The organism is Kushneria sinocarnis, assembly GCF_003633775.1.
Lineage (GTDB): Bacteria > Pseudomonadota > Gammaproteobacteria > Pseudomonadales > Halomonadaceae > Kushneria > Kushneria sinocarnis.
The window spans coordinates 515,090-534,447 of record NZ_RBIN01000001.1 but is presented as its reverse complement, the minus strand read 5'-3'; the positions used below and the strand labels follow the sequence as shown (position 1 = coordinate 534,447).

Genomic DNA, 19,358 nt, shown 5'->3' with positions numbered 1-19,358 from the left:
TTTTTTTCCGCCCCATTTGCCATGGGCACCCGATCGCGGGCCGGGCCGCGCTGACCGTCAGCCGATCAACCGGCCGATGAGTCGCTGCGGGCCATCGGGAGCGGGTACTGCGGCGTACAGGCAACGCTGCCTGTTGCCGGAGTGCGGACCGGGCAGGACACCATCGCCCGCAGGAGCCACCGGAAGCTGCGGGCGAGATGCAAGGCGAGGTATGCCGGACGGCGGGAACGCCGGGCTCAGACGTCGCCCAGGAAGCGGTCTACCTCCTGCTCGGCCTCCTCCTTGCTCATGCCCTTCTCCTTGCGCAGACGCGCAATGATTTCATTCCGCTTGCCCTTGTCATAGACGGTGTCGCTGTTGAGCGCGACGCCGATCTCTTCCATGACACGGCCGGTCACCTTCTTCTTGAGCGGCTTTCTGGATTCACTGGACATGGTGTTGCGATCTCCCGATGGGTAATAACCACGCTATTTTCCTGCCGGGCACCAGCGCGCTGCCATAACCTGGATTCACTGGGCCGGTTACTGATTGCTGCCGTTCGTCACGGCAGTTGCAGCCGGCTCGAAAGCACCGTCGGAAGGATCGATCCGGCCATGGCCCGCTGACACTGCCACGCTGCCCTGCGAGCGTGCATTGGGACAGCGCCCTGCACCTTCAATGGCGCATCTGCCCCGATCGGTAACCAGAAGCAACCATCGGCACAAGCGTTGACGGCAACAGCGGAGTGCAGCCTCCATCATTGGTCGCAATCCGCTGTTGCCTGAAAGCGGGCTCTGTCAGACTGCACTGCAAGCGATTCGTTCCACGTTCGCTTGCTCAACCCTTATTGTGCCGTCAGCAATGGCGGCCTTTTTATGCGCCCGCCTCGCCCGACATCTGTTCCGCGCCCATCCCGGCAACCGACGCGACCAGCACCAGGACATTTTTGTCTTTCTAACCCAGGTCATGGCACGCATCGACAAGGAGCCGCAGGCTGTACATGCGACCAGCATGCCGATCGGGTCGGGTCATGAACGAGTGCGAGGTGTGAACATGGAAGTTTTCAACACTTCATCCTGCGAGACGCTGAGACAGACCCTCAGCCTCGAGCGGGTGATCGAGATCATCAACCAGGGGGGCACGCCCACCCACAATCCTTACGAGGTTGCGGCTCACTTCGCTTATGAAGCGTCACTGGCTGGCGGACACCTGAGTGAGCACAGCCTGACCGAGCAGCTGTCGGCGCTGTGCGACCAGGGCGCCGATTTCGACCGCCCGGCCGCACTCCGCGCGGCGAAGGCGATTGCCAGGCGCGAGCTCAACCTCTGAAGCACCACGGCCGGAAATTCAGCGCTTCCGGCCGCGTATTCGGCTGTTACCCGGCGACCTGCACCACCATGCGGCCGCGAATACGCCCCTCGATCAGTTCGGTCGCCGTATCCACCACCCGGGAAAGGTCGATGGTGCGGCTGACCTCATCCAGCAGCGACACATCAAGTGTGGTGGCAAGACGCTGCCACGCCGCCATCCGGTCCTCGCGCGGACGCATGGCACTGTCGATCCCGACCAGCGTGACACCTCTCAGAATGAAGGGCGCTACCGTGGCGGGAAAATCCATGCCCTGGGCCAGACCACAGGCGGTCACCACGCCGCCGCGCTGCATGGAGGCACAGACCCCGGCCAGGGTATGACTGCCGATGGAGTCAATCGCGCCTGCCCAGCGCGCCTTCTCCAGCGGGCGAGCAGGTTCCGAGAGGGTACTGCGATCGATGACTTCTGCCGCGCCCAGCCGCTGCAGATACGCCTGCTCTTCCAACCTGCCGGTCGAGGCCACGACCCGGTACCCCAGCGCAGCCAGCAGCGCGATGGCGAAACTCCCCACCCCGCCGCTGGCACCGGTCACGAGCACCTCGCCGCTGGCCGGTGTCACGCCCTGGCGCTCGAGGGCGATGATCGACAGCATCGCCGTATAGCCCGCCGTACCGATGGCCATTGCCTGCCACGGCGTAAAGGCCTGCGGCAGCGGCAGCAGCCAGTCGCCGTTGACCCGGGCCTTCTCCGCAAGCCCGCCCCAGTGCGACTCGCCGACGCCCCAGCCGTTGAGCAGCACGTTGTCGCCCGACCGATAATCGGGGTGCTCGCTGCTTTCGACGGTGCCCGCGAAATCGATGCCGGGCACCATGGGAAAGTCACGCACGATCCGGCCGCGTCCGGTAATCGCCAGCGCGTCCTTGTAGTTGAGGGTCGAATGCGTAATCCGCACGGTGACATCACCGGCCGGTAGTTGCGCCTCATCCAGCGTCGTCAGCTGGCTGCGATACCCCGCGTCGTCGCGCTCGGTCAGAACTGCCCGGAACATGCGTCTCTCCCCGGTTTACCTGAATGAACTCCCGACCTTTACCCTGGTCGGGCGCGGGGCAAAACACAATGCGCCCGGCGCCGTGCCGGAGCATCGCTTGCCCCAAGACCTCCCTCTCTGATGCCGTAACCTGCTGTTACGTGGGCGATTACGGCAGCCTCCCGACACTCCCATCTCGTGGCGGCACGCTATATGGCAACGGTAGCGTAATCCCGTCGGGCGCCGGAACTAATACCTTTGACTGATAACCGGCGCCGTCAAAGCAACGCGGGAGGAAAAATGCCGTTGACGACACTGGTTTCCGAAACCGCCCGGACCGTACCACCGGGGCTTGTTTCCCTGCTTCACGCAGGCGGGATGACGCCGGCCGACTGGGTCAGCGTATTGACGCTGTGCTATCTGACGCTGCAGATCGGCCTGCTGCTCACCAGATACATTCATCGTTTCCAGCGCTGGCGGGAGCAGAAGGAACGGCGACAGCGTCGCAGGGAGGAAACATGAGGATTCCCCGACGTCTGATCGCCACCGGCTCGGCCGGCGCGCTTTCCATCGCCACGGCTGTCGTGGGCTACTTCGAAGGCACGGAAAACACGGCCTATCTCGATCCGGTCGGGGTTCCCACCGTGTGTACCGGCCATACCGGCCCCGGGGTCCGGGCCGGCGAACGCCTCAGCGATGAACGCTGCCGGGCGCTGCTCGAAGAGGACCTCGGCGAGGCCTTCGCCGCTCTCGAGCGCCGGGTTGATCCCGTCATCTACCGGCAGATGCCGGAGAGCCGCCGAGCGGCGCTGGCCTCGTTCATCTTCAACGTTGGCGAAGGCAACTTTCGCGACTCCACCCTGCTGCGCAAGCTCAACGCCGGCAAGCCTCGCGCTGCCTGCAATGAACTGACCCGCTGGGTACATGCCGGCGGCAGGAAACTGCCCGGGCTGGTAAGGCGTCGGCAGACCGAGCGCAGGCTGTGTCTGAAGGAGCTCGAGCCATGACCCGCTATCTCGCCATCGGCGCCGTCATGCTGATGCTGGCCCTGAGCTGCTGGGCACTGTGGGAGCGCAGCGAAGCCGCTGCTGCCAGAGCCGATCAGGTCAGCGAGCAGCTCGACCGGGAGCAACTTGAATCGCAGCGGCGCCAGCTGATCATCGATGCGCTCTGGCACAACGCCAGACGCATCGAACAACAGCGCCAACAGCTTGCCGACCGACGGGCCCGCCTGGCGCGGCTCGCCTCCAACCGTCTTCAGCACATCAGGGAGTTACAACATGAGAATGCCAGCATTCAGCAGTGGGCTGATCAGCCTCTGCCTGATCGGATTATCCGGCTGCGCCAGCGAGATGCCGTCACCGGCGCCGACGCTTACCGTCAATCGCTGCGCGACCCCGGATCCCTGCACGCTTCCGGCGAGTCATCCGACCACCAACGGTGAGCTGCATCTTCAGCTGGAGCGCACCGAGGCCGCCTGGGCGCGCTGTGCAGCCGAGGTGGAAGCCATCATTGCCTGCCACCACAGCGCGGCAGCCGACATGCAGGCCGCACCCGAGGCCACCGCCGTTGAAGAGCAGGCGCCCGACGAGGCGCAGGGCCACTGAATGCCGAGATCGCGAGCCGATGTCTGATGGGTCACTACATGCCAGCCGGGATAAAAAAAACCCGGCCTCGAGAGGCCGGGTCCCAACACTGTTGACGACAGGGATATATCGACCCCTTCTGTTTAGCTCACGTTATGGAAGCTGTCACCCGGAAATCGAGCGAATCAATGAAAATGGCGGCTGCGGCCGTCGCAAGAAAATTCTTGTACAACAGTTGTATGGATTATACACTTCCCTACGCTCTGAAGGGCATCAGGCCCAGTCGTCGCTGATCGTCTCTTTTCGTGAGACCTGCGCGGGTTCCAGGGATGGATTCAGGGCACCTGCCGATCCGGCTTGATCGAGCGACGCCTGCTTCCGCTCTTCTGCCGCTGTCTGATGCGGCGATGGCTCCGGCGGCCGTAGCCCCTTCTGTCGGGCTACTACATATCTCCCCTCCAATGGCGAATGGTGCTCGCGTGGCGACACGTTATGATGGTCGTGCTGTGTAACGATCCATATCGCCGCCTCACGAGGCGGCCTTTTTTTGCCTGCTGCGCCGGGCGATATACCGTCAGCACGCAGGGGATAGATGGATATGACACAGCATCGTGGCGATTCGAACAGCTTTGCCGACGACCGTGACAAGGCGGCCCGGGCCGGCCGCAAGGGCGGGAGAAACGGCCGCGGTCGCTGAGCAGCGACCCGGACGGAGGCCGGATCGCCGGATGGCAGGCTCTCAGCCGGCGTACTGGGCCGGATCGGGCACGGTGGGAAAGCGCGGTGGATGCGCCTTCATGTAGGCATTGCAGGCCCGCAGCACGCGGATGTCGTCATACTTGCCACCGGCCAGCTGAAACCCGACCGGCAGGCCCCGGTCGGTAAAGCCGCAGGGCACGGAGGCCGCCGGCTGCTGACTGAGATTGAAGGGATAGGAGAACGGCGACCACTCCTCCCAGTCCTGCATGCCGCTCCCCGGCGGGACCTCCTGGTTGATGGCAAAGGGCTCGAGCGGCACCGATGGCGTCATGACCAGATGGTACTCCTGGTTGAACCGCTCGAGCGCCATGGTCAGGCGGGCGCGCTCCGCCTCGGCATGAAACAGCTCCACGGCACTCCAGCTTTCGGCCCGGTGCGCCTTGGCCACCAGCCCCGGGTCGAGCAGCTGGCGCTCGCGCTCACTGCTCTGCGTGTACAGCTCGAGCGAGGCCGTGAACCAGATGGTCTGGAATATGCCGATCGGCGATTCGAAGCCGGGGTGAATCTCTTCCACCTCGGCACCCAGCGCCTCCAGCTTGCGGGCCGCCTCCCGGACGCGATCGGCCACCTGTGGGTCCACCTTCGCATAGCCCAGATCGGGCGAATAGGCGATGCGCAGCCCGCGCAGATCCTTGTCGAGATCCACGCCCCAGTCCTCTGGCTGACCACGCACGGCATAGGGATCGTGGTAGTGGTAACGACCGATCGCATTGAGCATGTGCGCCGCATCCCGCACGTTGCGGGTCAGCGGCCCGATATGCGAGAGCGTGGGCATCTTGGCCGGGGGCCATTGAGGGGTCCAGCCGAAGGTCGGCTTGAAGCCGAACACGCCGGTAAAGGCCGCGGGAATACGGATCGAACCGCCGGAATCCCCGCCCTGGTGCAACACGCCCATGTTGAGCGCTGCCGCTGCTGCCGCACCGCCGGAAGAGCCGCCCGGTGTCAGCCCGGTATCCCAGGGGTTGCAGGTGGCCCCAAAGACCTGATTGTCGGTGACGCCCTTCCAGCCGAACTCGGGGGTATTGGTCTTGCCGAGCAGCACGGCGCCGGCCTCCCGCAACCGCTGAACCGGCGGGGCATCGTGCTCACAGGGCGTATCGGTGGTGGTCAGCGAACCTTCCCGGGCCGGCATGCCGGCCACTTCGGTCAGATCCTTGAGCGAGGTCGGCACCCCGTCAATCGGACTCAGCTGCTGCCCCTGCCCCCAGCGACGGGCGGAAGCCCGGGCAGCCTTTTCCGCCCCTTCCCGGTCGACGTGGACAAAGGCATTGACCTGGTCATTGAAACGGTCGATGCGATCGAGTGCAGCGCGGGTCGCCTCCAGCGGGGATGCCTTGCCGGTTCGGAAGAGTTCACTCAGCTGGCCGGCATCCATCGTACCCAGATCGGTATCACTCACGGCATCCCCTCATCTGTTGTGCGTGATCGGAAAAGCCCGTCGTTCGGGTTCGAAAAAAGCTAGTCCACGACCTCCAGGCATTGCAAATCGCCACGGCCTTCACGGCCATGTCCTATCCGGCCCGCACACGCCATCCTGACCGTGGCAAAACGCTCACCGTGTTCATGGTCATCATGAGTGATCGGACCCGGGGGGTTTCTGTCATCATCGGAAGGGCACGATGGGCCACTTTCTTCAATGCAGCTGATGCAGAAGGCCCATCAAAGGCCTGAAAAAGACCCTTTTCATTACCTGTGTTATTGACAGTAATCAGCGGGTGTAAGAATCGCAAAAAACGATGCAATAATTGGACAATATGCTTGTCGCCGGGCCTGCTCACTCCTAATCTGTGGGGCAGTCTCGAAGGGCATGGCGTCCAGTCGTTTGGGTTAAATGGACTTGAACGGGTTCCAGGGAAGGATTCGAGACCCCTCTTTTCCAATGCCGAGTCAAAAGGTCATTTTCTGGCTCGGCATTCTTCAGATATATTTCCGCGCCTCCTGCTGCCGTCAGCGCTTTTTTCTCTCTCCGATTTCGCGGTTTCAGCGCTCTTCCGGAGCCGACAACGGTCAATAATTTCCGGCCTTCAATGACGATCGAGCTGCCTGCATCATCGCCGGCAATCCTGCCCGCATCCATGCGCGGTAACTCCGACCGGTGCATGGCCGTGTCCTGAGGGCCGGCTCGGTCTATCCGTTTCGCGACGATCCCCTGGCACACTCGGCAGCCATGGCACGCGCCCTGCTTGTGCGGAGCATGCATCTGCGCGACCGCCACCCGCCCCGGTACGCCCTCGGGTTTAAGCCCGGCGTGCGACGCCTTCATACGGATTTCAGCGCAGGCCCGAAGGTGCAACATGGCAGAGACCGGGTTCCGCTTGCCCGGGCTACAAGGAGGCAACGATATGAAAAGGACCCCACAGACCATGTTTCAACACATCCTGAATCTCTTTCGCCACCCCTCAGAGGAAGAGGGATCGGTCGCCAGGCCGGTCTTCGACGGCCTCTGGCTGCTGATGGCAATGCTGATCGGACTGCCGTTCGCATTTCAGGTGATCTCGGTGTCCCGCCCCATCGGGACGCTGATCGTGCTTTTGTTGCTGGTCATGAATCTTGTCGCAGGCGTTCACCTTTATCTGGCAAGAAAGGCCGAGCGCACACACCGCAGGTAAAAGTACGTACTCCACCCCGTGGCCTGTCGTGTCAGGCCTGTTCCGGCCCCCCACCTGCCGGGGGGCCCCGTTCGCTTAACCCGAGGTTGCGCGCGCGACCCCATCCGTGATTCCAATCGGGCGGGAACAACGATAACCGGAGCCCCCCATGGATGTGCTGATCTCGCTTCTCCCCCCGCTGGCCGCCGTTGTGCTGGCCCTGCTCACCCGCCGGGTCAACCTGTCGCTGTTTGCCAGTATCTGGCTGGGCGGCTGGCTGGTCGCCGGCGATCCCCTGTCGGGCGTGGCGCAGACCTTCGACTGGTTCGCCGAAGTCATGACCGATGAGTGGAACGCCCGTTTTCTGGTACTCGTGTCACTGCTCGGCGCAGGAGCCGCCTTCATGCACCGCACCGGCGGCTCCCAGGCCCTCTCCCGCTGGCTCATGGCCCGCATTCACTCCCGGCACCACTCGCTGCTGCTGACCTGGGCGCTGGGTGTCATCATCTTTTTCAACGACTATGTCAACTCGGTCATCGTGGGCAATGCCACCCGCGAGCTCACTGCCCGCCAGCGCATCTCGCGCGAGAAGCTGGCCTGGGTCATGGATGCCACGTCGGCGCCCATGGCCACCCTGGGGCCGGTTTCGGACTGGATCGGCTATCAGGTCTCGCTGATCTCCGCCGCCTTCGTCACCCTCGGCCTGACCACCGAACAGCCCTATCGGGTCTTTCTGCATTCATTGCCCTGGAATTTCTATGCCCTGCTCTGCCTGGCCTCGGTCCCCATGATCATCGCGCTGGGCGACTTCGGTCCGATGCGCCGGGCCCAGGCGCGCGCCGAGGCCACCGGCGAACTGGTGGCGCCGGGGGATACGCCGCTGTCCAGCGTCGAACAGGATCTGGGCGAGGTGCCCGAGGAGCGGGGGCGGCTCTGGCACTTCCTGCTGCCGCTGGTCGTGCTGATCGGGGTCGCCGGCTGGGCCCTCTGGTACACCGGCGGTGGCGCCGAAGGCAAGCCGCTGATGGATGCCATCGCCGATACCGATGTCAGCGTGTCGCTCTCATGGGCCGCCTTCGCCATGGTCCTCACCGGCATGGCCATGGCGCTGCTGCAGCGCCAGAGCCTGACCGAGTGCGAGGACACCCTGCTGGCCGGCTTTCGCACCATGCTGCCGGCGCTGGTCATCATGGTGCTGGCATGGAGCATCGGCACCGTCACGGGCGCGCTCGATACCGGCGAGCACGTCATCAATGCCACCCGGGACTGGCTCTCCCCGGCGCTGCTGCCGGTACTGATCTTCCTGATCGCCATGGTGATCTCCTTTGCCACCGGCAGCTCCTGGGGCGCAATGGCGATTCTCACGCCCATCGGGGTGCCGCTGGCCTTCAACATGGGAGACATGGCACTGGTCAGCATGGCGATCGGCGCCATCTTTTCCGGCGCCATCTTCGGCGATCACTGCTCTCCCATCTCGGATACCACGGTGATGGCCTCGATCTTCTCGGGCTGCGATCACATCGCCCATGTGCGCACCCAGATCCCCTATGCGCTGGTGCCGGCCGGCATCAGCGGACTGCTCTATCTCGGCTCCATCGCCATCGACTCGGCATGGCTGCTGCTGGGGGCGGGGCTGGTACTGCAGGGCATGATCATCGCGCTGCTGGGGCGACTGAATGCTGGCCGTGTACCCGTGCAAGAACAGCAGGCATAAAAAAACCCGGCAGAAGCCGGGGCAAGGTTTGGAGTGACAACAACCGGTTGTCACTCCCAGTAGTAGTAAAACCCGGCCCTTCTGGCAAACCCGATGATTAGGAAAAGCGTATTAGCCCACCGCCCCGGACCGGACTGGCGGCGCCTCCGGCCGATCGACGGCCGACGAAAGTCATAAATACGTCCCCGCGTGACTGTTGTACACAGAGACGGTCACAACCGGTTCGAAAGGCGAGGTGCCCATGGGCTATGCAACCATCGCAGTGCAGCAGGCCAGGATCGTGCAAAAACAGGGTACGCACCGGATCATGCTGGAAATGAACGAGACCGACTTCGGCACGCGCCTGTTCATCGGCGTGGATGGCTGGTACAGCCCGGTGGGCCGGTTGTACGACAGTCCGGAAACGGCCTACCAGGGGGCGATCCAGCTGCTGCAGCTGGGTGGCTCCAGCTGTCAGCTGGTGCTCGACGATGCGGAAAACCTGATGAAAAGCGACGACGTGGCCATGTGCTTTGCCCGTAACGGGGTCGAGGTCACTCATCTGGAGCTTCGCCAGGCGTAACCGCCGCGCAAGCGCGCGTTGTTGCGGGCGCCTCCGGCGGCCATGGCTCCGACGGCCTACTGCCCGGCCCTCATCACCCGATCGCGTCCTGCCGCCTTGGCGGCATAGAGGGCCTCGTCCGCCCGGGCCAGCAGGGTTTTCGGTGTCATGGCGGCGGCATCATACTGCGCGACACCGAAGCTGGCCGTGACCCTGTCGACCGGCCAGCTGGCGGCATGCAGGGCCTCACGCAGCCGTTCGGCCAGTCCGGCACCCGCCGCAGCGGTCGTTTCAGGCAGCAGCACGACGAACTCCTCACCGCCCAGCCGGGCTGCCATGTCGGAGCGGCGAATACCGGAGCGCAGTACCTCGGCCAGCGCTACCAGCACCTCATCGCCAGCTCCATGACCATACCGGTCATTGATACGCTTGAAATGATCCAGATCGATGATGGCGATCGACAGGGCATTACCGGTACGCCTGGCACGCGCGCACTCGCGCTCCAGCGCCTCGTCAAAGGCCCGGCGGTTGGGCAGTCCGGTCAGGGCATCCGTCTGGGCAAACCTGTGTAGCCGCGCATTGGCCGCTTCCAGCGCCCGCATCGTGCGATTCTTGTCGGTAAGATCCACGCCCTCGAAAACGATATGACCGGGATCGCCATACTCGTTGCGGACCAGCGCCACCGCGATCTGCGTTTCAATGACATTACCCTTGAGCGTGACATAACGCTTTTCGGTCACGAAGTAGTCACGCATGCCACTGAACAGCTCCCGGTAGGCCTGCTCCGTGATGTGCTGATCATCCGGATGAGTGAGTTCGGAAGGCCTGAGCCCCAGCACCTGCTCACGCTGATAGCCGAACATCCGGCAGAAGGCATCGTTGACATCGATGATCACGCCATCGGGCCTTGCCATGGCCTTGGGCACGATGCCGTGGCGGAAGCTCTTCTCGAACAGCTGCTCACGCTCGAACAGCCGATGCTCCCGGCGTTCACGCTCGATCAGTCTTCCAAGCATGGAGGCCATGACTTCCAGAATGCGAATCTCGTAATCGCCGAAAGGCCGCTCCCGGGCCTTGAGGTCGCTGAAATTGAGCGTGCCGAAAACGCCCTGCGCGGTATACACCGGCACACCGATATAGGACTCCAGCTGCAGACCGACATAGACGGGATGCTGCTGCATGTCGGCACGCTGACCTACCGCATGGTAGGCCGTGGGCTGCCCTTCCCGGATCACCGCGTCGCAGTAGGTATCCCGGAGCGCAAAGTGATCACCTCGCCGGATGGCCTCCAGCGGGCTCAGCACGTCGACCACTTCATAATCATCGTCCGTGATGCAACTGAGGATACCGGTCGAAAGCCCGAGCAGCTGCCGACCGGTTTCCAGACAGGCGGGGATGAACGAGGGCAGATCGTCGAAATGGTCGATCAGCAGATGGTGCAACCCGAGCAGCAGCTCATTCTGCTCCGGCGAATATTCGGCATGCATGAAACTTTGCTCACCCCCGTGCAGGCTTGAAAGTCGAGACCGGGACACTTCTCACTCTCCAATAGCGGCAGGCTGCCTGGCAACCCTGAGCCTTTTCCGGCATTCGCGTGTCCTGCCCCTCAGGTGAACCACGTTACTGCCGATATGAAGCGGGCAAAATACAACAAGAGGGAACTGCACATGCACCCGCTCGAGCTGATTCATCCCGCCGATGCCCCCTTCAGGGCCGATTACGGTCATGAGCGTGCGGCCGGGGTCATGCAGGCCATGGGCCACGGGCTCCGGTTGCACATCCTGCAGCTGCTGGCCGCGGAGGGTGAACTGGGTCTCACCGAGTTCGAACAGCAGCTCGGCATCGACTCATCACAGCTGGCCGGGCATCTGCAGATCCTGCAGCAGGCCGAACTGGTATGGTGCCGCCGACAGCCGGCGGGGCACTGCTACATGCTCAGGGGCGATGAAGTGATCACCCTGCTGAGATCGCTGAAAAGCCTGTTCGGCTGAAGTGACGTTACGCCGGCCGGCAGGAGGATTTCGGCCTGCCCGTGCTGCGCGACGGCGGCCGTTCAGTATTCACGCACCCCGGCGACCAGATCCTCCGCCCGCCCCAGATAGATCCTGCAGAGACCGCACTTCACGGCATCGGAGTCATCCTCGTCGCGACGCTCGATGGCCAGCAGATGGCAGCCACACAGATAACATCTGGGCGTCAGGGCAAGGTTGGGTGGCGGCTGGTCCGGCACGGTGGGAACTCTCTGTAACAGAAAACCCTCACAAGTTACTTTTTCCCGGCTTGACCGGCTATCGACCGAAACCATCAGATCCTGTGCCGTACCGGCTTCAACCTTCAGCAACCATTGCCTGAGGAGCGAAGACCAGCCGCCATGTTTCGCACCATGCTGCCGGTCATCATGGGCAATACCGGGTATCACGGCTCCGGTATCGAGCGTACTACATCCGTTTCCGGGGGTAGCGATGCACTTTGCCGACGTGCTCATGAAACAGCATGAGAAGGCCACGGGAAGCCGGTGGCATTCCCTGGACGGGGTGACCACACTGGGAGGTGAATACGCCAATCGGAGAGCAGACATGCCGCAGCGCTACGAGGTATTCGAGCACGCCACATCGCACATTCAGGGTGATCCCAACCGGGAACAGAACGAGGGCCCGAATGACATGCCGCTGGAAAGCTTTCGCATCTATGACCACCAGCAGCAGCAGTATGTCGGCAATGAATACGAGGTCCGTGACGAGGCCGAAGAGGACTGCCGGCGCATGAATGAAGAGGCCGGCCGATAGCGCGGCCGCGGCCCATTGATCGAGACGCAACGGGCCCGCTCCTGACAACCTGCCGATACCGGCCGGGCCGTCCGAAGCCCGGTCGCGCCCCGGCCGGCACCCGCCATTCCGGCCTCCGTGGCGAGCTGCCTTCCGGCGGTCACGAGCCGTCGCATCCTCGGACCATCCCCGCCCGACCCGCCGTCATTTACTGCCGTGAAGGCTTATCAGCTTTTCGGATATTCATATCGGAAATCACCATTTAGCGGCCTGAAAGAACGTCATTATATTGAGCGGACTTCCTGCCATTCGACGTTCCGAGGCTCCGGTAAATATCCAGCAATTGCGTCTCGTCCGTGAAATCGTGCGCCGCCACTTCAACCTGACCGAAGCTTCCAATGCCCTGCACACTTCCCAGTCCGGCGTCAGCAAGCATATCCGCGATCTGGAAGACGAACTGGGGGTCGAACTCTTCGAGCGCCGGGGCAAGCGACTGCTGGGGCTGACGGCAGCCGGCGGCGCGCTGTTCGAGATTGTCGAGCGCATCCTGCTGGATACGGAAAACCTGAAGCGCCTGGCCGCCCAGTGGAGCGATCAGGAACGGGGGCACCTGCGCATCGCCACCACCCATACCCAGGCGCGTTACGCCCTGCCCGGCGTCATTACGCGCTTCAGACAGGATTACCCGGAGGTGCATCTCGAACTGCATCAGTGCGGTCCGGGTGAAATCGTCTCCCTGCTGAAGGCCGGCCAGATCGATATCGGCATTGCCACCGAGGCGCTGGCCGATGAGCGCCACGACTTTGTCACTTTCGCGTTTCACAGCTGGCAGCACGCCATTGTCGTGCCCGACGGACATCCGCTGCTGGCAAGCCCCGAGCCGGGGCTGGCGACCATCGCCCGCTATCCCATTGTCACCTATCACGAAGGGTTCACCGGCCGCTCGCGGATCGATGAAGCCTTTCAGGCAGCCGGCGTGACGCCGGACATCGTCATGTCGGCACTGGATGCCGATGTCATCAAGACCTACGTCGAGCTCCGGCTCGGTATCGGCATCATTGCCTCCGTCGCCTTTGATCCGGCACGCGATCACGGCCTGCAGCTGATCGACGGCCATCCGCTCTTCCCCAGCAACACCACGCTGATTGCACTGCGCCGGGGCCACCTGCTGCGCAATTTTGCCTATCGCTTTCTCGAGTGCTGTACCCCCGAGCTCTCCCCCGACGCCGTGAGGGCGGCGCTCTCTGCCACCAGCATCTGATGTCATCTTCCAGGAGCCTGCTGCATGCAAAAGCTGATTCTGTTCGGTATCGCCGGATTCATCGCCCAGCTGGTCGACGGCGCGATCGGCATGGGCTATGGCCTGACCTCCTCCTCCATTCTGCTGGCCATGGGCATTACGCCGGCGATCGCCTCGGCCTCCATCCACATGGCCGAAACCGCCACCACGGCGGCCTCGGGGCTCTCCCACCTGCGCCTGGGCAACGTGGACAAACGACTGGTCAGAACCATGCTGATCCCCGGCGCACTGGGCGCCTTTGCGGGGGCCTGCTTTCTGAGCAACATTCCCGGTGACATGATCAAGCCGTACATTTCCACCGTGCTGCTGCTGCTCGGCCTGTACATCGTGGCGCGCTACCTGTTCGGCTTCGAGGCCGGCGCGGGCAGCGCCCGGATCGCCCGCTGGAAGCTGATCCCGCTCTCCGTGGTGGCCGGCTTTTTCGACAGCGTGGGCGGTGGCGGCTGGGGGCCGATCTCGACCCCGGTACTGCTGGCCCATCGGGGCATCGAGGCCCGCAAGGTGATCGGCTCGGTCGACAGCAGTGAATTCTTTGTCACGGTGGCGGGTACACTGGGCTTCCTGCTGGCGCTGGGCGTCGACAACATCAACTGGCAGTGGGTGGCAATCTTTGCCATCAGCGGATTACTCGCGGCACCACTGGCCGCCTGGCTGGTGCGACTGATGCCGGCGCAGCTGCTGGGGGTGTTCGTGGGCGGCGCGATCGTGGTGATCAACGCCCGCACCGTGCTCGGGGCGGTCGAGCTCCCGGCCGACATGATCACCGGCACCCAGCTGGTGCTGCTGGCGATCTGGGCGGGGGTCGTGCTGCATGCCGTTCATCAGCATCAGAGCCGACGCGCCCGCCAGGCGGAGTAGTGCCCCCGCAGGCCTGCCGCCCGGCCGGATGGGCGCGTCAGTCACGCCGCCCGGCCACCGTGCCGCGTTCGACCAGCCAGGGCCTGAACACCAGCGGGCCCTGCCAGGGCAGCTCATAGGTCAGCTCGAGCAACCGGGCGGCGGCGGCCTCGGCCATTTCCTCGATCGGGGCGTGAATGGTGGTCAGCCCCGGGGTCAGATGATGCGCATAGGCCTCATCGTCATAGCCGATCACCGAGATATCGCCGGGGATACGGCGGCCCAGCTCCCGCAGCCGGGCCATGGCGCCCACCGCCATCTCGTCGTTGCCGGCCACCACCGCCGTGCAGGCCACTCCGCGCGCCTCGAGCCGGTCCACGGCCCGGCGCCCGCCCGCCTCCGTGGAGTCGCCTTCGATCACGCAGTCACTGTCCACCGCCAGATGCGCTTCCGCCATGGCCCGGCGATATCCCATCAGCCGCTGGGTGGCATCCTGCTTCCAGAGCGGACCGGTAATGCAGGCGATCGCCCGATGACCATGCCCGATCAGATGTCGGGTCGCCTGGTAGCCTCCGGCCACGTTGTCGATGTGAACGCACTGCTCGGCGAGGCGGGGCACCAGCCGATTGAGAATCACCACCGGCAGCCGCTCCGCCAGCGCCGCCAGTTCGTCATCGCCCATGCCATCGGCGTGCAGCAGCATCCCGTCGCAGCGCCGGGCCAGCAGGAAGCGCACGGTCTCGCGCTCACGCTCGGGGTCGCTGCGCCCGGACGCCACCAGCAGCGACTTGTCATACGCCCGCAGCCGGTCTTCCAGCGTCACCATCATGCGCCCCATGAAGGGGCCTCCCAGGTGGGAGATCATCAGCCCCACCCCCTGCGAGCGATTGGATGCCAGCGAGCGCGCAAAGGCGTTGGGGGCATAATCCAGCGCCTGCATCGCCGACTCGACCCGCTGACGCGTGCTCTCGGTGACCGGTACCTCCCCGCTCATGACGCGGGAGACCGTGGCCTGGGAGACTCCCGCCAGCTCGGCAACTTCCCTGATGGTCGACATATGCGCTCCTCCCGGGCCTCGACTTTCGTGCTGGTGCTCATGATAAGCCCCTGAAGCAATCATGCTGCCCTGATCCAGGACGAAAGTCGTGTAGTCAGGGAAAATCTGCTGAACCAGCATGAAAGCGCTTTCATAACAATGAAACGCCATCTGTCAGCCAGGCTTCTGCCCCCGAACGGGAGAAATCGGTATGTTGGGTGCAAGGGGAAAACTGAGTTACGGACTGGGCGATTTTGCAAGCGCTTTCACCTGGGCGTCGCTATCGCTCTATCTGATGTACTTCTACACGGATGTCTTCGGCCTGAGCCCCGCCCTGGTCGGCACGCTCTTCCTGATCACCCGCTTCTGGGATGCCATCACCGATCCCCTGGTGGGCTGGCTGGCGGATCGCACCCATACCCGACTGGGCAGGCTGCGCCCCTATATCCTGTACTTCTCGCTGCCGCTGGCGGTGCTGCTGGCATTGACCTTCATGACGCCGCCCTTCGGCGATACCGGGCGCGTGGTCTACGCCTTCGCGACCTACATGCTACTGATGGGCCTCTATACGCTGGTGAATGTGCCCTATTCGGCCCTGCCGGTCGCGATGACCATCGACAACCGGGAACGCCGCCAGCTCACCAATGCCCGCATGCTCTGTTCCTACGTGGGCTTTGTCATCATCAGCTACTCCACCCTGCCGCTGGTCGAATGGCTGGGCGGCGGTGACGACCAGCGCGGCTTCGCCCTCACCTACGCCCTCTATGGCGCGGTCACCTTTCTGGTTTTCATGCTGACCTTCCGCGGCGTGCGCGAACGCCATACCCAGGGCGAGGAAGAGCGCAACCCGCTCAGGACCTTCGGCCACGTCGCCCGGGCGAAGCCCTTCTGGATCATGTTTGCCGCCAGCCTGCTGATCTTCGCCCTGATGCTGATGCCCGACTCGGCCGCCATCTACTTCTTCAAGTACTACATCGGCAACGAGGAGCTGGTCTCGTGGTTTCTGGCCTCCGGCTATATCGGCGTGGTCGTCGGCATCCTGTTCAACCAGTTCTGCCTGCAGCGCTTCTGCAAGCGCCGGATCATAATCGTGGGCAACCTGGCCTATGCGCTGGCACTGGCGCTGTTCTTCCTCGCCGCCGACTGGGGAGCCCCCGCCTATTTCGCCGCCTTTTTTGCTGCCAAGTTCCTCAATGGCGTCATCACCCCCAACATGTGGGCCATGGTGGCCGACATCGCCGACTACGTTGAGTACCGTTCCGGGCGCAAGGCCACCGGCGCCTCCACCAGCGCGGTCACCTTCAGCCAGAAGTTCGGCATGAGCATCGGCGGCATGCTGACCGGCCTGCTGTTCTCCCTGGCCGGCTATACCCCCAACACCGAACAGGGCGACCTCGTCCTGACACTGATCAAGAGCATGATGAGCGTACTGCCGGCAGTCGGCGCACTCGGGGTGGTACTGCTGATGTGGCTGCACCCCCTGAGTGACCGGCGCATGGAGCAGATCCGCGCCGCCAAACCCACCAGTCACTGACAACCGTTCAGGAGAGCACCATGCACCACCGGACCGAAACGCTGCTGTCGCAGCTGACACTGGAGGAGAAGGCCAGCCTCTGCTCCGGCGCCGATTTCTGGCATACCCAGGCCATCGACAGAGTGGGCATTCCCTCGGTAATGATGTCCGACGGGCCACACGGCCTGCGCAAGCAGCCCACCGGACCGGGCGACGACCATCTGGGGCTGCTGGACAGCGTGCCCGCGACCTGCTTTCCCACCGCGGCCGGTCTGGCCAGCTCCTGGGACCCCGAGCTGCTGGAACGGGTCGGCGTGGCTCTGGGCGAGGAAGCGCTGGCCGAGGATGTCGCCTTCCTGCTCGGCCCGGGTACCAACATCAAGCGCTCGCCGCTGTGCGGGCGCAACTTCGAGTATCTCTCCGAGGATCCGCTGCTCTCCGCCACGCTGGCGGCCGCCTATATCCGTGGCGTGCAATCGCAGGGCGTCGGAGCCTCCCTCAAGCACTTCGCCGCCAACAATCAGGAGCATCGCCGCATGTCGGTCGATGCCCGGATCGACGAGCGCACGCTGCGCGAGATCTATCTGGCCAGCTTCGAAAAGGCCGTCATCGAGGCCCAGCCCTGGACCGTGATGTGCGCCTACAACCGGGTCAATGGCGAGTACTGCAGCGAACACCCGCGCCTGCTGACCGATATCCTGCGCAACGAGTGGGGCTTCCGGGGGTTCGTGGTGTCCGACTGGATGGCGGTCAACGACCGGGTCGCCGGGCTGCGCGCCGGGCTGGAGCTGGAGATGCCGGCCACCAACGGCGAGCGCGACCGCCAGATCGTGGCGGCCGTCGAGTCGGGCGAACTCGACGAGGCCGTGCTCGACCAGGCCGTCGTCCGCCTGCTCGAGGGCATCCTGCACGCCCATGAGGCGCGGCGCCCCGACGCCACTCATGATGCCGAGGCGCATCATCAGCTGGCCCGGGAGGTGGCCCGTGACAGCATGGTGCTGCTCGCCAACGACGGGGTACTGCCCCTGGCCTCCGACCGGCACGTGGCCGTCATCGGAGAGTTCGCCGAACGGCCGCGCTACCAGGGCGGCGGCAGCTCCCATGTCAACGCCACCCGGGTCGACACGCCGCTGGCCGCCCTGCAGGCGACCGGCGACCAGGTCGACTACGCCCGCGGCTTCGCGATCGACCAGGATCACAGCGATCAGGCACTGATCGAGGCTGCCACCGACACCGCGCGTCGGGCCGAGGTGGCCGTGCTGTTCCTGGGGCTGCCGGAGCGCCATGAGTCGGAGGGCTACGACCGCACCCACCTGAACCTGCCGGAGAATCAGCTGGCCCTGCTGGCGGCCGTCACCGCCGTGCAGCCGAACACCGTGGTGGTACTCGCCAACGGCGCGCCGGTGGCGATGCCGTGGGCCAGCGAGGTCAGCGCCATTCTCGAAGGCTATCTGGGCGGTCAGGCCGTCGGCAGTGCGATTGCCGATCTTCTGTTCGGCCATGCCGACCCCGCCGGACGGCTGGCGGAAACCTTCCCCGAACGGCTCGAACATACGCCCTGCTACACCGCCTTCCCGGGAGAAGGGGATACGGCGTACTACAGCGAGGGGCTGTTTGTCGGCTACCGCCATTACGACAGTGTCGGCATTGCGCCGCTGTTCCCGTTCGGCCACGGCCTGAGCTATACCCGCTTCGAGTATGACGGGCTCGAACTCTCCCATGAGCGCCTGACGTCCGCGGATCGGCTGACCGTGAGCGTGGCGGTAACCAATACCGGCCAGCGCCCCGGGCGAGAGGTCGTCCAGCTCTACCTGCACGATGGTACCGAAACGGTCATCATGCCGGAGCAGGCCCTCAAGGCCTTCTGCAAGATCAGTCTGGCGCCCGGCGAAAGCCGTCGGGTCGAGCTCGAGCTTGCGCGCCGCGATTTCGCCCATTACGACGTGGCACTCGCGCAGTGGCGGGTTCCCGGAGGCCGTTTCGAGGTGCGGGTGGGCGCCTCCTCGCGGGATATCCGGCTCGCGCACAGCCTCGAGGTCGAGGGCGATCCGCAGCCCCTGCCCGCCATTCATCGCAATACCCTGATCGGCGATCTTGCCCCCTTCCCGGCCGCCATGGCGCTGATAAAGGCGCATCTTGCACCGATCGCCGATGAGGTTCCGCTGCTGGCCGGCATGCAGGGTGAGCGGGCGGATGACGCCAGCGAGATGATGAACGCCATGTGGCGTTATCTGCCGCTCAGGGCACTGGTGGCCGCCAGCGGCGGCCTGCTGACCGAAGCCGGGCTGGAGACGCTGATTGCCGAGCTGAAGGCACTGTAGCGTTGCAGCGGTACGGGCAACCGGCCGGGGCGCGCCTGCCGTGTCCCGGCCCTCGCCGCTCGCCGCCTCTCCGGTTATCAC

Annotated in this window: 21 protein-coding genes; 15 read left to right on the top strand and 6 right to left on the bottom strand. The window is 64.3% G+C overall.

Features of this window, described 5'->3' with window-relative positions; translation table 11 throughout:
- Positions 1-236: 236 nt before the first annotated feature.
- A complete protein-coding gene (locus tag C7446_RS02425; RefSeq protein WP_121170915.1) occupies positions 237-434 on the bottom strand; it encodes a CsbD family protein in 198 nt (65 codons plus the stop codon).
- 406 nt (positions 435-840) lie between these two features.
- Between C7446_RS02425 and C7446_RS16525 the strand changes: the two genes are divergently transcribed.
- Positions 841-1,308, top strand: coding sequence for a hypothetical protein (locus C7446_RS16525; protein ID WP_121170913.1), 468 nt, complete (start codon positions 841-843; stop codon positions 1,306-1,308).
- 46 nt (positions 1,309-1,354) lie between these two features.
- Here the strand turns inward: C7446_RS16525 and acuI are convergent, their stop codons facing one another.
- A complete protein-coding gene (gene acuI, locus C7446_RS02415) occupies positions 1,355-2,338 on the bottom strand; it encodes an acrylyl-CoA reductase (NADPH) (protein ID WP_121170912.1) in 984 nt (327 codons plus the stop codon).
- 285 nt (positions 2,339-2,623) lie between these two features.
- On the opposite strand from acuI, the gene C7446_RS02410 reads away from it, so the two are divergent.
- The 5 genes from C7446_RS02410 to C7446_RS16865 all read left to right on the top strand — a co-directional run bounded on the left by C7446_RS02410 (position 2,624) and on the right by C7446_RS16865 (position 4,600).
- The gene (locus C7446_RS02410; RefSeq protein ID WP_170149978.1) at positions 2,624-2,839 is read left to right on the top strand and encodes a hypothetical protein; all 216 of its coding nucleotides are present in this window, start codon (positions 2,624-2,626) and stop codon (positions 2,837-2,839) included.
- Positions 2,836-3,324: a lysozyme gene (locus tag C7446_RS02405; RefSeq protein ID WP_121170908.1), complete on the top strand. Its 489-nt coding sequence runs from the start codon at positions 2,836-2,838 to the stop codon at positions 3,322-3,324. The genes C7446_RS02410 and C7446_RS02405 overlap by 4 nt, the downstream gene beginning before the upstream one ends.
- The gene (lysB, locus tag C7446_RS02400; RefSeq protein WP_121170906.1) at positions 3,321-3,761 is read left to right on the top strand and encodes an Rz-like lysis system protein LysB; all 441 of its coding nucleotides are present in this window, start codon (positions 3,321-3,323) and stop codon (positions 3,759-3,761) included. Before C7446_RS02405 ends, lysB begins: the two co-directional genes overlap by 4 nt.
- Positions 3,670-3,924: an Rz1-like lysis system protein LysC gene (lysC, locus tag C7446_RS16870; RefSeq protein ID WP_121170904.1), complete on the top strand. Its 255-nt coding sequence runs from the start codon at positions 3,670-3,672 to the stop codon at positions 3,922-3,924. Before lysB ends, lysC begins: the two co-directional genes overlap by 92 nt.
- 571 nt (positions 3,925-4,495) lie before the next feature.
- Positions 4,496-4,600, top strand: a complete 105-nt coding sequence (locus C7446_RS16865; RefSeq protein WP_425454096.1) for a KGG domain-containing protein — start codon at positions 4,496-4,498, stop codon at positions 4,598-4,600.
- 42 nt (positions 4,601-4,642) lie between these two features.
- Here C7446_RS16865 and C7446_RS02385 read toward each other — a convergent pair whose 3' ends face one another.
- Complete coding sequence (locus tag C7446_RS02385) at positions 4,643-6,061, bottom strand: amidase (RefSeq protein ID WP_121170902.1); 1,419 nt, start codon at positions 6,059-6,061, stop codon at positions 4,643-4,645.
- Positions 6,062-6,956: 895 nt separating this feature from the next.
- Between C7446_RS02385 and C7446_RS02380 the strand changes: the two genes are divergently transcribed.
- From C7446_RS02380 to C7446_RS02370, 3 genes are all read left to right on the top strand, one after another.
- Complete coding sequence (locus tag C7446_RS02380) at positions 6,957-7,271, top strand: hypothetical protein (protein ID WP_147408715.1); 315 nt, start codon at positions 6,957-6,959, stop codon at positions 7,269-7,271.
- 148 nt (positions 7,272-7,419) lie between these two features.
- A complete protein-coding gene (locus C7446_RS02375; RefSeq protein ID WP_121170898.1) occupies positions 7,420-8,964 on the top strand; it encodes a Na+/H+ antiporter NhaC family protein in 1,545 nt (514 codons plus the stop codon).
- A 241-nt stretch (positions 8,965-9,205) separates the two neighbouring features.
- A complete protein-coding gene (locus C7446_RS02370) occupies positions 9,206-9,526 on the top strand; it encodes a hypothetical protein (RefSeq protein WP_121170896.1) in 321 nt (106 codons plus the stop codon).
- A gap of 56 nt (positions 9,527-9,582) precedes the next feature.
- Here the strand turns inward: C7446_RS02370 and C7446_RS02365 are convergent, their stop codons facing one another.
- Positions 9,583-10,992 (bottom strand): sensor domain-containing diguanylate cyclase, encoded by a 1,410-nt coding sequence (locus C7446_RS02365; protein WP_121170894.1) that lies wholly within the window; start codon positions 10,990-10,992, stop codon positions 9,583-9,585.
- Positions 10,993-11,172: 180 nt separating this feature from the next.
- On the opposite strand from C7446_RS02365, the gene C7446_RS02360 reads away from it, so the two are divergent.
- The gene (locus C7446_RS02360) at positions 11,173-11,496 is read left to right on the top strand and encodes an ArsR/SmtB family transcription factor (RefSeq protein WP_170149977.1); all 324 of its coding nucleotides are present in this window, start codon (positions 11,173-11,175) and stop codon (positions 11,494-11,496) included.
- Between the two features lie 62 nt (positions 11,497-11,558).
- Here C7446_RS02360 and C7446_RS16415 read toward each other — a convergent pair whose 3' ends face one another.
- A complete protein-coding gene (locus C7446_RS16415; RefSeq protein WP_170149976.1) occupies positions 11,559-11,735 on the bottom strand; it encodes a Cas5 family CRISPR-associated protein in 177 nt (58 codons plus the stop codon).
- Positions 11,736-12,081: 346 nt separating this feature from the next.
- On the opposite strand from C7446_RS16415, the gene C7446_RS02355 reads away from it, so the two are divergent.
- The 3 genes from C7446_RS02355 (at position 12,082) to C7446_RS02345 (ending at position 14,428) form a co-directional block, all read left to right on the top strand.
- On the top strand, positions 12,082-12,291 hold the full coding sequence (locus C7446_RS02355; RefSeq protein WP_121170890.1) for a hypothetical protein: 210 nt from the start codon (positions 12,082-12,084) through the stop codon (positions 12,289-12,291).
- A gap of 268 nt (positions 12,292-12,559) precedes the next feature.
- A complete protein-coding gene (locus C7446_RS02350; protein ID WP_245977609.1) occupies positions 12,560-13,531 on the top strand; it encodes a CysB family HTH-type transcriptional regulator in 972 nt (323 codons plus the stop codon).
- Positions 13,532-13,555: 24 nt separating this feature from the next.
- On the top strand, positions 13,556-14,428 hold the full coding sequence (locus C7446_RS02345; RefSeq protein WP_121170888.1) for a sulfite exporter TauE/SafE family protein: 873 nt from the start codon (positions 13,556-13,558) through the stop codon (positions 14,426-14,428).
- Positions 14,429-14,465: 37 nt separating this feature from the next.
- Here C7446_RS02345 and C7446_RS02340 read toward each other — a convergent pair whose 3' ends face one another.
- Positions 14,466-15,464, bottom strand: coding sequence for a LacI family DNA-binding transcriptional regulator (locus tag C7446_RS02340; RefSeq protein ID WP_170149975.1), 999 nt, complete (start codon positions 15,462-15,464; stop codon positions 14,466-14,468).
- Positions 15,465-15,654: 190 nt separating this feature from the next.
- On the opposite strand from C7446_RS02340, the gene C7446_RS02335 reads away from it, so the two are divergent.
- Together C7446_RS02335 and C7446_RS02330 are read left to right on the top strand one after the other, a co-directional pair.
- Complete coding sequence (locus tag C7446_RS02335) at positions 15,655-16,977, top strand: MFS transporter (protein WP_121170884.1); 1,323 nt, start codon at positions 15,655-15,657, stop codon at positions 16,975-16,977.
- 20 nt (positions 16,978-16,997) lie between these two features.
- Positions 16,998-19,277, top strand: a complete 2,280-nt coding sequence (locus C7446_RS02330) for a glycoside hydrolase family 3 C-terminal domain-containing protein (RefSeq protein ID WP_121170882.1) — start codon at positions 16,998-17,000, stop codon at positions 19,275-19,277.
- Positions 19,278-19,358: the final 81 nt, after the last annotated feature.